An 11,274-nucleotide genomic window follows, 5' to 3' on the forward strand; every position below is an offset into this window, starting at 1 on the left:
CGCAGCGGCGCCGCAGCGGCGCCGCGCGACGATGACGACGTCGCCTGCCCTGCCCCGCATCGCGGTCACCGCCGGCGAGCCGGCCGGCATCGGGCCCGAGCTTCTCGTGCGCCTGGCCGCGACCGACCTCGCCGCCGATCTCGTCGCGCTGGCCGCGCCCGAACAGCTCGCGGCAGCCGCCGGCGCGCTCGGCCTGCCGCTGCAGCTGCTGCCGTTCGATGCGTCCGATCCGCCGCAGCCGCACCGCGCCGGCGAGCTGCGCGTGCTGCCGGTCCCGCTGCGCCGGCCGGTGACGCCGGGCAGGCTCGACGTCGCCAATGCCGCGCATGTGCTCGAGATGCTCGCGCGGGCCGCCGCAGGCGCCGAATCGGGCACATTCGCGGCGATCGTCACCGCCCCGGTACACAAGGGCATCATCAACGATGCCGGCGTCGCCTTCAGCGGCCACACCGAGTTCTTCGCCGAGCACGCCGGCCGCGAGGTCGCGATGATGCTGGTGGCCGACCGGCTGCGCGTCGCGCTGGCGACCACGCATCTGCCGCTGTCGGCGGTGCCGGCCGCGATCACGCCGGCCGCGCTGGACACGATCCTGCGCCTCGTCGAGCGCGAGCTGCGCGAGCGCTTCGCGATCGCGCAGCCGGCGATCGCGGTGCTCGGCCTCAACCCGCATGCCGGCGAGGGCGGCCATCTCGGACGCGAGGAGATCGAGACGATCATCCCGGTGCTCGAACGGCTGAGGACCGAGGGCCTGCACCTGATCGGACCGCTGCCGGCCGACACCGCGTTCCTGCCGGACCGCCTGGCCGGCTACGACGCGGTCCTCGCGATGTACCACGACCAGGGCCTGCCGGTGCTCAAGCACGTCGGATTCGGCCATGCCGTCAACGTCACGCTCGGCCTGCCGTACGTGCGCACCTCGGTCGACCACGGCACCGCGCTGGACCTCGCCAGCAGCGGCCGCGCCGACGCCGGCAGCCTGATCGCCGCGACCCGTCTCGCGCTCGATCTGACCAGCCGCGCCGGCTGACCGCGCGCAATCGCGGCGCACCACGGCGCCTCGCCCTCGGCCGCGACGCGCGCCGGCCGGCCATCGACGGATCGTGCGGCGGCACCCGACCCCGGGCTCACCGCGATCCGCCGCGCGCTGCCGGCATGCGGTCGGCCGCTCCGGGCCGGGACCATCCCGATCGCGCCGCGACCGGCGCGCGCGACACTGCGACCCGGGCTCGCGACGACGCACCGGCGCCCATGCGCGGACCGGCCCCGGCGCTTCGGAGAAGCGCGCGGCTAGCGCCGGCGCATCCAGGGCACCTTCTCGAACACCAGCGCGACCGCCAGCAGCACCAGCGCGCTGCCGGCAAGGCTGATCCAGGTCGGATGCTCGCCGAGGAATGCCGCGCCCCAGATCTGCGCGAAGATCGGCACCAGGAACGTATTGGTCACCGCCTTCTCGGTGCCGATGTCGTGCAGCAGCCGGAAGTACAGCACGTAGGCCAGGCCGGTGCAGACCAGGCCCAGCGCGATCAGCGACAGCACGACGCCCAGATCCGGCAGCGCCGCCGGCAGATGAGCCAGGCCGAGCGGCGCCAGCACCAGCGCGGCACCGAGCTGGCTGCAGCCGGCCAGCACCAGCGGATCGGTACCGGCGTAGTGCCGCCGGATGTGCAGCGCGCTGCCTGCATACATCAGCGAGGCCGCCAGCGCGAGCGCGAACGCCAGCAGCGAGGGCAGGCCGAACGCGACGCTGCCGTAGCGCGCGAGCACGGCGACGCCGAACAGGCCGACGACGACACCGGCCAGCTTCGAGGACGACGGGCGCTGGCGCAGCACCGCCCACATCAGCACGACCGTGAACAGCGGCACCGTGGCGTTGACGACGGCCAGATAGCCGGCCGGCAGCTGGCGTGCGGCCAGTGCGAAGAACAGGAACGGCAGCCCGGCGCTGAACGCGCCGAGCAGCAGATAGCCGCGCCAGCGCCGGCGCAGGTCCAGCGGCCGTCCGAGCAGGCGCAGCATCACCAGCAGCAGCGCCGCCGACAGCGCCAGGCGCGCCGCCGCGGTGAAGCTCGCGCCGACCGCCGGAACGGTGACGCGCTGGAACAGGAACGAAGCGCCCCAGATCATGCCGAGCAGGATCAGGCGGGCCAGGGAAGCCGGCGTCATGGCGTAGCAGGACCGATCGAGCGGAGGCCGCGCCTCCCGTTCGCCATCATAGGCATGGAAAGCAGGCCGAAGAATGGCCACACTCTGGCGATGCGAGAACCTGCTCACTCCCCCCACGTCCCGCGCAAGCGCTTCGGACAGCACTTCCTGCACGACGCCGGCCTGATCGAGCGCATCGTCCAGGCGATCGCGCCCAAACCGGGGCAGGCTCTGGTCGAGATCGGTCCCGGCGAGGGCGCACTGACGATGCCGGTGCTGCGCCGCGCCGGCCACCTGACCGTGATCGAGCTCGACCGCGACCTGGCGCCGCGGCTGCATGCGCGGGCCGAGGGCATCGGCACCCTCGACGTCATCAACGCCGACGTGCTCGGCATCGATCTGGGCGCCCTCGCCTCCGATGGCCCCGTGCGCGTGATCGGCAACCTCCCGTACAACATCTCCACGCCGATCCTGTTCCACTGTCTCGATCATCTCGATGCGATCGCCGACATGCACTTCATGCTGCAGAAGGAGGTCGTCGAGCGCATGGCGGCCGAGCCCGGCAGCAAGGTCTACGGCCGCCTCAGCGTCATGCTGCAGCTGAGCTGCCGCGTCGAGCCGCTGCTCGACGTGCCGCCCGGCGCGTTCCGGCCGCCGCCGAAGGTCGATTCGCAAGTCGTGCGCCTCACGCCGCTGCCGCGCGAGGCGCGCCCGGCGCCGCAGCTGGCGCCGGCGATCGAACGGGTCGTGCGCGCCGCGTTCGGCCAGCGCCGCAAGACGCTGTCCAACGCTTTGGGCGGCGTGCTGCCGGCGGCCGCGATCGAGGCCTGCGGCATCGATCCGCGCCAGCGTGCCGAGCAGCTGGCGCCCGAGGCCTACGTCGCGCTGGCGAAGCGGCTCTGAACGCCTGCGCCGGAACGGGCCTCGCCGGCGCGGCCGGCCGCGGCCAATCTTGCCGCGAGCAGGCGCCTCCCCGACAATGGGGCCGAATGAGACCCGACAAGCCTTATCAGATCGATGTCTCGGTCGCCGCGCGCTTCCTCGACGAGCAGTCCGCGCCGGCCGAGAACCGCTACGTCTTCGCCTACACGATCACCATCGCCAATACCGGCAGCGTGCCGGCACGGCTGATCAGCCGGCATTGGATCATCACCGACGGCAACGGCAAGATCAGCGAGGTCCGCGGCGAGGGCGTCGTCGGCGAACAGCCGTGGATGCGGCCGGGCGACGACTACAGCTATACCTCCGGCGCCGTCATCGAGACCTCGCTGGGCACCATGGAAGGCAGCTACCAGATGCTGGCCGACGACGGCACGCGCTTCGACGCGGCGATCCCCGCTTTCGTGCTGTCGATCCCGCGGACCGTCCACTGATGGCGACCTGGGCCATCGGGGACGTCCAGGGTTGCCACGACGAACTGGCCGGCCTGCTCGACCGGATCGACTACGACCCGGCACGCGACACGCTGTGGTTCTGCGGCGACCTCGTCAACCGCGGCGGACAGTCGCTCGAAGTGCTGCGCCTGGTGATGTCGCTCGGCGAGCGCACCGTCAGCGTGCTCGGCAACCACGACCTGTCGCTGCTGGCCGTCGCCGAGCGCCGCGAGGAGGAGCAGGCCAAGGTCAACCCCGAACTGCGTGCGGTCCTGTTCGCGCCCGATCGCGAGGAACTGCTCGGCTGGCTGCGCACGCGTCCGCTGCTGCACACCGATCGCAGGCTCGGCTACGCGCTGGTGCACGCCGGCCTGGCGCCGCGCTGGACGATCGAACGCGCCGAACGCGCCGCACGCGAGGTCGAACAGCGCCTGCGCGGCAGCAACTACAAGATGCTGATGCGGCAGATGTTCGGCAACAAGCCGGATATGTGGACACCGAAGCTGCAAGGCATCGACCGGCTGCGCGCGAGCATCAACGTATTCACGAGGATGCGCTTTTGCGACATCCGCGGCCGCATCGCATTCAACGAGAAGGGCACGCCGGGCACGCAGAAGCCGGGGCTGTACCCGTGGTTCGAGGTGCCGGGCCACGCGCCGCGCGACCTGCGCATCGTCTGCGGCCACTGGTCGACGCTGGGCCTGTTCTCGGGACTCGGCGTCCATGCGATCGACACCGGCTGCGTCTGGGGCGGCGCGCTGACGGCGCTGCGCCTGGACGGCGAACGGCCGGAATGGGTCGCGCTGAAGTCGAACCGCCCTGCCCCCGCCGGCAAGGTGGTGATGGACTGACCGCCGGCGGCCCGGCTAAGGCCGCTCAGATGCCGGCGAGTCCGGCGACGCTGTCCAGGCGCGTCACGTAGCGCGACGGCTGGTAGCGGCCGGCGACGTCCGGTTCGAACGTGTTGAAGCGCTCGAGCAGGCCGCCGTAGACGTGCAGCGACAGCGCCGGCTTGCGCGCCGACAGGTTGCGGCAGCGATGCACGTAGCGCGGATCGGCAAACGCGGCCGCATCGCCGACGCCGAGCACCAGGGTCCGCGCATGGGCCAGACCGTCACTGCCGGGACTCTCGTCCTTGCGGAATTCCTCGACCTGCAGTGCGCCGTCGAGGACCAGCTCGATGCCCCACAGGCCATCGTGGTCGTGCAGCGGCGTGGCATGCCCGGCCGGCCACTGGATCAGCAGACACGAGTAGCCGATGCCGGGCTCGGCGACCAGCTGATGGCGGCTGTAGCGGCTGATCTCGCCGGCCTCGCCGAGACCGTCGGCCTGCGGGCAATCGGCGCGGAACGCCAGTTCCAGCAGACGCGAGCGCATCGCCTCGATCACCGAGGCCGAGGTGCCGCCGGCCAGGTGCCGCTCGACGATGTCGCATGCGGCACGCGCCCAGCCCGGACCGATCGGCAGCGTGTCGGGGACGTCGCTCATGGCAGCACTTCCGGCGATCGAAGACATGCCTCGATCAGACCATGTCGCCGGTTACGGAAAGGTAAAAATTCGCGGGCGAAAAAGGGCCGTCGCGCATCATTCCGTACGGCAATAATCGACGAACGAAAAACTGTGCGCATGCAGCATGTCGGCCACGTGCGCGACGCGCGCGACCTCGCGCCATTGCGCCGGCGGCCAGGCCGGAAACCAGGCATCGGCGCCGTCGACCTCGGTGTCGACCAGGGTCAGGTGCAGCCGGTCCGCCTGCGGCAGCGTGAGCCCGTAGACCTCGCCGCCGCCGATCACGAGCAGGTCCGCGTCGCCGGCGAGCGCACGCGCCGCCGGCAGCGAGTCGACCGCTTCCTGCCCCGGATATGGCGCATGCCCCCGGCGCGTCAGCACCAGATTGCGGCGTCCCGGCAGGGCCCGGCCGATCGATTCGGCGGTCGTGCGCCCCATCAGTACCGTGCCGCCGAGCGTCAGGGCCTTGAAGCGTTTCAGATCGTCGGGCAGATGCCACGGCAGGCCGCCGGCGCGGCCGATCGCGCGGTTGCGGTCCAGCGCCGCGATCAGGGCGATCGCCATGCTCAGACCGCGACCGGCGCCTTGATCGCCGGTGCCGGGTCGTAGCCTTCGAACGCGACGTCTTCCCAGCGGAAGTCGAACAGCGAGCGCACGTCCGGATTGAGGCGCAGACGCGGCAACGGCCGCGGCGTGCGCTCGAGCTGCAGGCGCGCCTGCTCGACGTGGTTCGCGTACAGGTGCGCATCGCCGAGCGTGTGCACGAAGTCGCCCGGTTCCAGATCGGTCACCTGCGCGATCATATGGGTCAGCAGCGCATAGCTGGCGATATTGAACGGCACGCCGAGGAAGATGTCGCCCGAGCGCTGGTAGAGCTGGCACGACAGGCGCCCGTCGGCGACGTAGAACTGGAACAGCGCATGGCACGGCTGCAGGGCCATCCGGCCGAGCTCGCCGACGTTCCAGGCGCTGACGATCAGACGCCGTGAATCGGGATTGCGGCGGATCTCCTCGACGACGTTGCGAATCTGGTCGATCGCGCCGCCGTCGGCGGTTCCCCAGGCGCGCCACTGTTTGCCGTAGACCGGCCCGAGCTCGCCGTCGGCATCGGCCCACGCGTCCCAGATGCCGACGCCGTGTTCCTTCAGATAGGCGATGTTGGTCTCGCCGCGCAGAAACCAGATCAGCTCGTGCACGATCGAGCGCAGATGCAGCTTCTTCGTGGTCACCAGCGGGAAGCCGTCCTGCAGCGCGAAGCGCATCTGCCAGCCGAACACCGAGCGCGTGCCGGTGCCGGTCCGGTCGCTCTTGATCGCGCCGTGCTCGAGCACGTGGCGCAGCAAATCCAGATACTGGCGCATCAGGGCGCTCCTTCCTTCGCGGCCGCCGCGGCCGCCGGAGACGGCGCAACCGGCGTCAGCACCGGCGCCTTGCGCGAGGCCAGCAGCAGCCCAATGCCGACCGCGATCAACGGCAACGACAGCACCTGCCCCATCGTCATCCAGCCGAACGCGACGTAGCCGAGCTGCGCGTCGGGCTCGCGCACGAACTCGACTGCGAAGCGGAACACGCCGTACAGCAGCGCGAACCAGCCCGACACCGCATAGCGCCGGCGCGGCCGCGAGGAGATCAGCCAGAGCACCACGAACAGCACCACGCCTTCGAGGAAGAACTGGTAGAGCTGCGAGGGATGGCGCGCCTCGGCATCGAGCTGGCCGGCCAGCGCCAGCGCACGCAGCTGCTCGAGCGTACGACCGCCGGCCTCGATCGCGTTCGGGAAGATCACGCCCCAGGGCGCGTCGGTGTGGCGGCCCCACAGCTCGCCGCCGATGAAGTTGCCGAGCCGGCCCAGGCCCAGGCCGATCGGCACCAGCGGCGCGACGAAATCCATCGTGTCGAAGAAGTGCAGGCCGTGGCGCCGCGACCAGAACCAGCTGCCGAGCAGGACGCCGAGCAGGCCGCCGTGGAACGACATGCCGCCCTGCCAGATCTTGAACAGGCTCAGCGGATCGGCGATCAGCTCGGCGGTGCCGTAGAACAGCATGTAGCCGATCCGCCCGCCGAGGATCACGCCGAGCATGCCGTAGAACAGCAGGTCCGAGAATGCGGACTCGCTGACCGGCAGGCGGCCGGCGCGGCGCCGGCGCTCGCCCAGATACCAGGCCGCGCCGAGGCCGAGCAGGTACATGATGCCGTACCAGTGCACGCCGAACGGGCCGACGGAGAACGCGATCGGGTCGATGTCGTGGAAATAGCGCATGGCGTGTGTGTACTCGTCCGCTTCGCACACCGTCCACGGCCGCAGACGCGGACCGCGGGCGGGCCGGCCGTCAGGCCGGCAGTACGCGCAGGATGTAGCCCTTCAGATAGTCGGTTTCGGGAATCGCCGGATGCACCGGATGATCCGGCGCCTGCTGCAGCTGCACCAGCACCTGCGCCTGGCGGTCGAGGTGGCGCGCGCCGAGCTGGATGCCTTCGAGCAGCAGCGTACGCGGCATGTGATACGAGCACGAGCAGGTCACCAGGATGCCGTCGCGCGCCAGCACCTGCATGCCGAGCTCGTTGAGCCGGCGATAGGCCTGCTTGCCTTCGGACAGGTCCTTGCGGCGCTTGACGAAGGCCGGCGGATCGAGAATCACCACGTCGAAGCGCTCGCGTGCCTCGCGCAGCGCACGCAGGTGGTCGAAGGCATCGGCGCGCACCGCGCTCACGCTGCCGGCCAGACCGTTGCGTTCGGCATTGGCGGCGATCGCCTCGACCGCGTCGGCCGAGGCATCGACGCAGACCACCTCCGACGCGCCCATCGACGCGGCACGCAATCCCCAGCCGCCGAGGTAGCTGCACACGTCCAGCACGCGCTTGCCCGCGACGAAGCGCGCGAGCAGGTCGCGGTTGGCGCGCTGGTCGTAGAACCAGCCGGTCTTCTGTCCGCCGACCGGATCGACGGCGAAACGCAGGCCGCCCTCGCGCGCCTCCAGCGGCAGCGCGCCGTCGCCGTAGCCGAGATCGGCGTACGACGGCAGTCCCTCCAGCGCGCGCACCGCCGCATCGTTCTTCCACCATAGGGCCGCCGGCTTGAGCGTCTTGACCAGCGCCTCGGCGATCGGCTCCTTGAGGCGCTCCATGCCGGCCGTGGTCGTCTGCGCGACCAGCACGTCGCCGAAACGGTCGACGGTCAGCCCCGGCAGGCCGTCGGCCTCGCCGAACACGAGGCGGTAGTACGGCTCGTCGTAGAGCCGCTCGCGCAGCGACAGCGCGACGTTGAGCCGATGCACGAACAGCGACTTGTCGAGCGCGTGCTCGAGGCCGCGCGCGACCAGGCGCGCGCAGATCAGCGAATGCGGGTTGACGTAGCCGACGCCGATCGGCTTTTCGCGGCTGTCGAGGATCGCGCAGGCTTGACCGGGCGCGAACTCGGTCAGCGGCGTGCGCTGCACGTCGACCTCGTTGGAGAACACCCAGGCGTGGCCGGCGCGCAGGCGCGCGTCCTCGCCGCGCTTGAGTATCAGGGCCGGATAATCGACGGGCTCGCTCATGCGGTGGAGGCTCCCAGGCGGAATGAAGAGGTCACGCGGCGGCCTCAGAGATTGCGCACGCCGTGCGGCACGTGGCCGGTGGCGACGTGACGGCGTGCCGACTCGACGTTCGCGGTCGAGTCGTCGAAGAAGATGTCGGCGCCGAACGCCTCCAGGAACGGTCCCTTGTCGCGCCCGCCGAGGAACAGCGCCTCGTCCAGGCGCACGCCCCAGGCACGCAGCGTCAGGATCACGCGCTCGTGCGCCGGCGCCGAACGCGCGGTGACCAGGGCGGTGCGGATCGGCGAATCCTCAGGCGGGAACGCGGCCTGGATCCGATGCACCGCGTCGAGGAACGTGCGGAACGGGCCGACCGCCAGCAGCTCGCCGACGCGTTCGCGCTCGTTGCGGTGGAACGCCTCGATGCCGTGCTCGAACGAGACGCGCTCGGCGTCGTCGCCGAAGATCACCGCGTCGCCGTCGAACGCGATGCGCAGCTGCTCCGAATGGCCCTGCAAGGTCTTGGACGGCAGGATCGTCGCCGCGGCGATGCCGGCCTTGAGCGCTCGGTCGACGTCCTCGCTGTTCGACGACAGGAACAGGCTGGCGCCGAACGGATGCGCGTACGGGGCCGTCGGCGCGCCGTTGGTGAACGCCGCGCGCACGATGTCCAGCCCGTAGTGCTCGATCGCCTTGAAGATCCGCAGGCCGGTATCGGCCGAGTTGCGCGAGAGCAGGATCACCTCGACGCGCGGCGCTTCCGGCGCCAGGCGGTTGAGGCGCAGCAGCTTCTGCACCAGCGGAAACGCCACGCCCGGAGCGAGCAGCTCGTTCTCGTGCGCGATCTGATAGTCCGCGTAGGCATCCACGCCCTCGCGCTCGAACAGCGCATGGCTCTTGCCGAGATCGAACAGCGCGCGCGAGGAGATCGCGACGACCAGACGATCGCCGTCGGGCGAGGTGCCGGCGGCGGCGGGCGGGGGATCGATCGACATCGCGACAGTCTAACGCCTGGCGCACCACGCGGCGCGCCCGATCGCGCGCGATCGTCCGGCGCGCGCTCAGGGCGCCGTGTCGAAGTCGTCGGCGAACGGCGTATCGGCCAGCCGCACGGCGGCCCAGGCGTCGATCTGCCCGTAACCCTGCACCGGATTCGGAAACAGGTCGGCCGCGACGCCGCCGCAGACCTGACTGCTCGTCGTCAGCGGCACCGCGGTGGCACGCAGGATCGCCGCGATCCGCTCGGGCCGGCCGCGCAGCGCCGGGTTGACCGAGATCATCAGTGCAGCCGCGCCGGCGACGTGCGGCGCGGCCATGCTGGTGCCGGTCATCCGGCCGTAGCCGTCGCCGGGCACGCTGGAGCGGACCGATTCGGCCGGCGCGATGACGTCCGGCTTGATCTCGGCCAGGCCCGGCACCGGTCCGCGGCTCGAACCGACGTACAGGCGGCCGGCCTCGTTGCTGCCGCCGACGACGAAACTCTGCGCATAGATCGCCGGCGGCGCGTCGATCGTCTGGCAGGCCGGACCGCTGTTGCCGGCGGCGGCGACGAAGAACAGGCCGCCGCGCACCGCGTTCTCGACCGATTCGAGCAGCACGTCCGGCGCTATGCAATCCTCGCTGGGCGGACAGGCCCAGGAATTGTTGACGACGTCGGGCGCCAGATCGGGCTGTGGATCGCCGCCGGCCAGATCGGTCGGCGCGAGAAACCACTGCGTGCAGCCGATGTAGGTCGACGGCCGGCCGTTGCCGCGGTCCATGTTGCGGCAGGCGATCCAGCGCGCATCGGGCGCCACGCCGATCGCGTTCGCGCCGCCGTCGTCGCCGAGCATCGTGCCCATCGTATGCGTGCCGTGACCGTGGTCGTCGCACGGCACCGGCGAGGCCGCGCCGCAAGGACCGCTGCCCGATCCGATCGGGGTGCGCACGCCGTCGTACCAGTGGTGGTCGTGCACGGCCGAGCCGCCGTTCCAGCCGCGATAGGCGGCGCGCAGCGCAGGATGGTCCCACTGGTAGCCGGTATCGGCGCCGGCGACGACGACGCCGGCCCCACGGATGCCGGCCGCCCAGGCCAGCGGCGCGCGCACGCGCTCGACGCCCCACTCGACGCCGCGCGCGCCGCCGGCGGCTGCGGCGGTCTGCGCCGGGACCGACCGCACCGCCCGGTCGGCCTGCACCGCGGCGACCTCCGGCCGCGCGGCGATCGATTCGAGCGTCGCCCGATCGGCGTGCACGCGGACCGCATTGGCGATCCAGAACGCTTCGTGGTCGATCCGCTGCGCATCGAGCCAGGCGACCAGATCGCGCTGGCTCTCGGCGGCCGTCGATCGCAGCAGGTCGACCCAGAGGCGCCGTCTTGCCAGCGGCGTCAGCGCCGGATCCAGCGGCAGATCGCTCGCCTTCGCGCGCAGCTCGATCAAGGCCTCGGCCGGCCCGGCTTCAGCCTCGGCGGCCAGGCGCGGATCGATCCGCGCCGCCGCCGACGCGATGCCGCCGCTCAGCAGCAGCGGCAGGCAGGCAGCCGCGGCGACGTTCCGCCGTTGCGGACACGCTGCGTTCGCGTCGACGCGGCTGCGACGGGGCGGCGCGATGGCCGCCAGCGGGCGCGAGTATCCCGTGCGCCGGGCGCTCATCGTGGCCGGATTCCGATCAAAGCGAGGCGCATCGACTGCATGACGTGATCTCGGGTTAGGAGACGGCGACATCGCACCGGCGCGTCGTCGGCGACTCGGACG

Annotated in this window: 12 protein-coding genes; 4 read left to right on the top strand and 8 right to left on the bottom strand. The window is 71.4% G+C overall.

What is annotated here, in order from left to right:
- The first annotated feature begins 31 nt into the window (after positions 1 to 31).
- Positions 32 to 1,027 carry a 4-hydroxythreonine-4-phosphate dehydrogenase PdxA gene (gene pdxA, locus VMR06_RS15365; RefSeq protein WP_325377886.1) on the top strand — a complete coding sequence of 332 codons (996 nt, stop codon included), beginning with the start codon at positions 32 to 34 and terminating at the stop codon, positions 1,025 to 1,027.
- A gap of 260 nt (positions 1,028 to 1,287) precedes the next feature.
- Here the strand turns inward: pdxA and VMR06_RS15370 are convergent, their stop codons facing one another.
- Positions 1,288 to 2,163 carry a DMT family transporter gene (locus VMR06_RS15370; protein WP_325377888.1) on the bottom strand — a complete coding sequence of 292 codons (876 nt, stop codon included), beginning with the start codon at positions 2,161 to 2,163 and terminating at the stop codon, positions 1,288 to 1,290.
- A 90-nt stretch (positions 2,164 to 2,253) separates the two neighbouring features.
- Here VMR06_RS15370 and rsmA point away from each other — a divergent pair, with 90 nt between their 5' ends.
- From rsmA to VMR06_RS15385, 3 genes are all read left to right on the top strand, one after another.
- Positions 2,254 to 3,045, top strand: a complete 792-nt coding sequence (rsmA, locus tag VMR06_RS15375) for a 16S rRNA (adenine(1518)-N(6)/adenine(1519)-N(6))-dimethyltransferase RsmA (protein ID WP_325377890.1) — start codon at positions 2,254 to 2,256, stop codon at positions 3,043 to 3,045.
- Between the two features lie 86 nt (positions 3,046 to 3,131).
- A complete protein-coding gene (gene apaG / locus VMR06_RS15380; RefSeq protein ID WP_325377892.1) occupies positions 3,132 to 3,515 on the top strand; it encodes a Co2+/Mg2+ efflux protein ApaG in 384 nt (127 codons plus the stop codon).
- Positions 3,515 to 4,366 (top strand): symmetrical bis(5'-nucleosyl)-tetraphosphatase, encoded by an 852-nt coding sequence (locus VMR06_RS15385; RefSeq protein ID WP_325377894.1) that lies wholly within the window; start codon positions 3,515 to 3,517, stop codon positions 4,364 to 4,366. Before apaG ends, VMR06_RS15385 begins: the two co-directional genes overlap by 1 nt.
- A 25-nt stretch (positions 4,367 to 4,391) precedes the next feature.
- Here the strand turns inward: VMR06_RS15385 and VMR06_RS15390 are convergent, their stop codons facing one another.
- The 7 genes from VMR06_RS15390 to VMR06_RS15420 all read right to left on the bottom strand — a co-directional run bounded on the left by VMR06_RS15390 (position 4,392) and on the right by VMR06_RS15420 (position 11,172).
- Positions 4,392 to 5,003, bottom strand: coding sequence for a cysteine dioxygenase family protein (locus VMR06_RS15390; protein ID WP_325377896.1), 612 nt, complete (start codon positions 5,001 to 5,003; stop codon positions 4,392 to 4,394).
- A gap of 96 nt (positions 5,004 to 5,099) precedes the next feature.
- The gene (locus tag VMR06_RS15395; RefSeq protein WP_325377898.1) at positions 5,100 to 5,588 is read right to left on the bottom strand and encodes a dihydrofolate reductase; all 489 of its coding nucleotides are present in this window, start codon (positions 5,586 to 5,588) and stop codon (positions 5,100 to 5,102) included.
- A gap of 2 nt (positions 5,589 to 5,590) precedes the next feature.
- The gene (locus VMR06_RS15400; protein WP_325377900.1) at positions 5,591 to 6,385 is read right to left on the bottom strand and encodes a thymidylate synthase; all 795 of its coding nucleotides are present in this window, start codon (positions 6,383 to 6,385) and stop codon (positions 5,591 to 5,593) included.
- The gene (gene lgt, locus VMR06_RS15405; protein ID WP_325377902.1) at positions 6,385 to 7,284 is read right to left on the bottom strand and encodes a prolipoprotein diacylglyceryl transferase; all 900 of its coding nucleotides are present in this window, start codon (positions 7,282 to 7,284) and stop codon (positions 6,385 to 6,387) included. The genes VMR06_RS15400 and lgt overlap by 1 nt, the downstream gene beginning before the upstream one ends.
- Before the next feature lie 70 nt (positions 7,285 to 7,354).
- The gene (locus tag VMR06_RS15410) at positions 7,355 to 8,560 is read right to left on the bottom strand and encodes a class I SAM-dependent rRNA methyltransferase (protein ID WP_325377904.1); all 1,206 of its coding nucleotides are present in this window, start codon (positions 8,558 to 8,560) and stop codon (positions 7,355 to 7,357) included.
- Positions 8,561 to 8,604: 44 nt separating this feature from the next.
- Positions 8,605 to 9,534 carry a 5'-nucleotidase gene (locus VMR06_RS15415; protein ID WP_325377906.1) on the bottom strand — a complete coding sequence of 310 codons (930 nt, stop codon included), beginning with the start codon at positions 9,532 to 9,534 and terminating at the stop codon, positions 8,605 to 8,607.
- Positions 9,535 to 9,600: 66 nt separating this feature from the next.
- On the bottom strand, positions 9,601 to 11,172 hold the full coding sequence (locus tag VMR06_RS15420; protein WP_325377908.1) for a S8 family serine peptidase: 1,572 nt from the start codon (positions 11,170 to 11,172) through the stop codon (positions 9,601 to 9,603).
- Between the last annotated feature and the right edge of the window lie 102 nt (positions 11,173 to 11,274).

The organism is Dokdonella sp., from assembly GCF_035511235.1.
GTDB lineage: Bacteria > Pseudomonadota > Gammaproteobacteria > Xanthomonadales > Rhodanobacteraceae > Dokdonella.

Excerpts from the sequence above, each read along its gene's own strand:
- pdxA (WP_325377886.1), top strand. The coding sequence starts at position 32 with ATGACGACGTCGCCTGCCCTGCCCCGCATCGCGGTCACCGCCGGCGAG.
- VMR06_RS15370 (WP_325377888.1), bottom strand. The coding sequence starts at position 2,163 with ATGACGCCGGCTTCCCTGGCCCGCCTGATCCTGCTCGGCATGATCTGG.
- rsmA (WP_325377890.1), top strand. The coding sequence starts at position 2,254 with ATGCGAGAACCTGCTCACTCCCCCCACGTCCCGCGCAAGCGCTTCGGA.
- apaG (WP_325377892.1), top strand. The coding sequence starts at position 3,132 with ATGAGACCCGACAAGCCTTATCAGATCGATGTCTCGGTCGCCGCGCGC.
- VMR06_RS15385 (WP_325377894.1), top strand. The coding sequence starts at position 3,515 with ATGGCGACCTGGGCCATCGGGGACGTCCAGGGTTGCCACGACGAACTG.
- VMR06_RS15390 (WP_325377896.1), bottom strand. The coding sequence starts at position 5,003 with ATGAGCGACGTCCCCGACACGCTGCCGATCGGTCCGGGCTGGGCGCGT.
- VMR06_RS15395 (WP_325377898.1), bottom strand. The coding sequence starts at position 5,588 with ATGGCGATCGCCCTGATCGCGGCGCTGGACCGCAACCGCGCGATCGGC.
- VMR06_RS15400 (WP_325377900.1), bottom strand. The coding sequence starts at position 6,385 with ATGCGCCAGTATCTGGATTTGCTGCGCCACGTGCTCGAGCACGGCGCG.
- lgt (WP_325377902.1), bottom strand. The coding sequence starts at position 7,284 with ATGCGCTATTTCCACGACATCGACCCGATCGCGTTCTCCGTCGGCCCG.
- VMR06_RS15410 (WP_325377904.1), bottom strand. The coding sequence starts at position 8,560 with ATGAGCGAGCCCGTCGATTATCCGGCCCTGATACTCAAGCGCGGCGAG.
- VMR06_RS15415 (WP_325377906.1), bottom strand. The coding sequence starts at position 9,534 with ATGTCGATCGATCCCCCGCCCGCCGCCGCCGGCACCTCGCCCGACGGC.
- VMR06_RS15420 (WP_325377908.1), bottom strand. The coding sequence starts at position 11,172 with ATGAGCGCCCGGCGCACGGGATACTCGCGCCCGCTGGCGGCCATCGCG.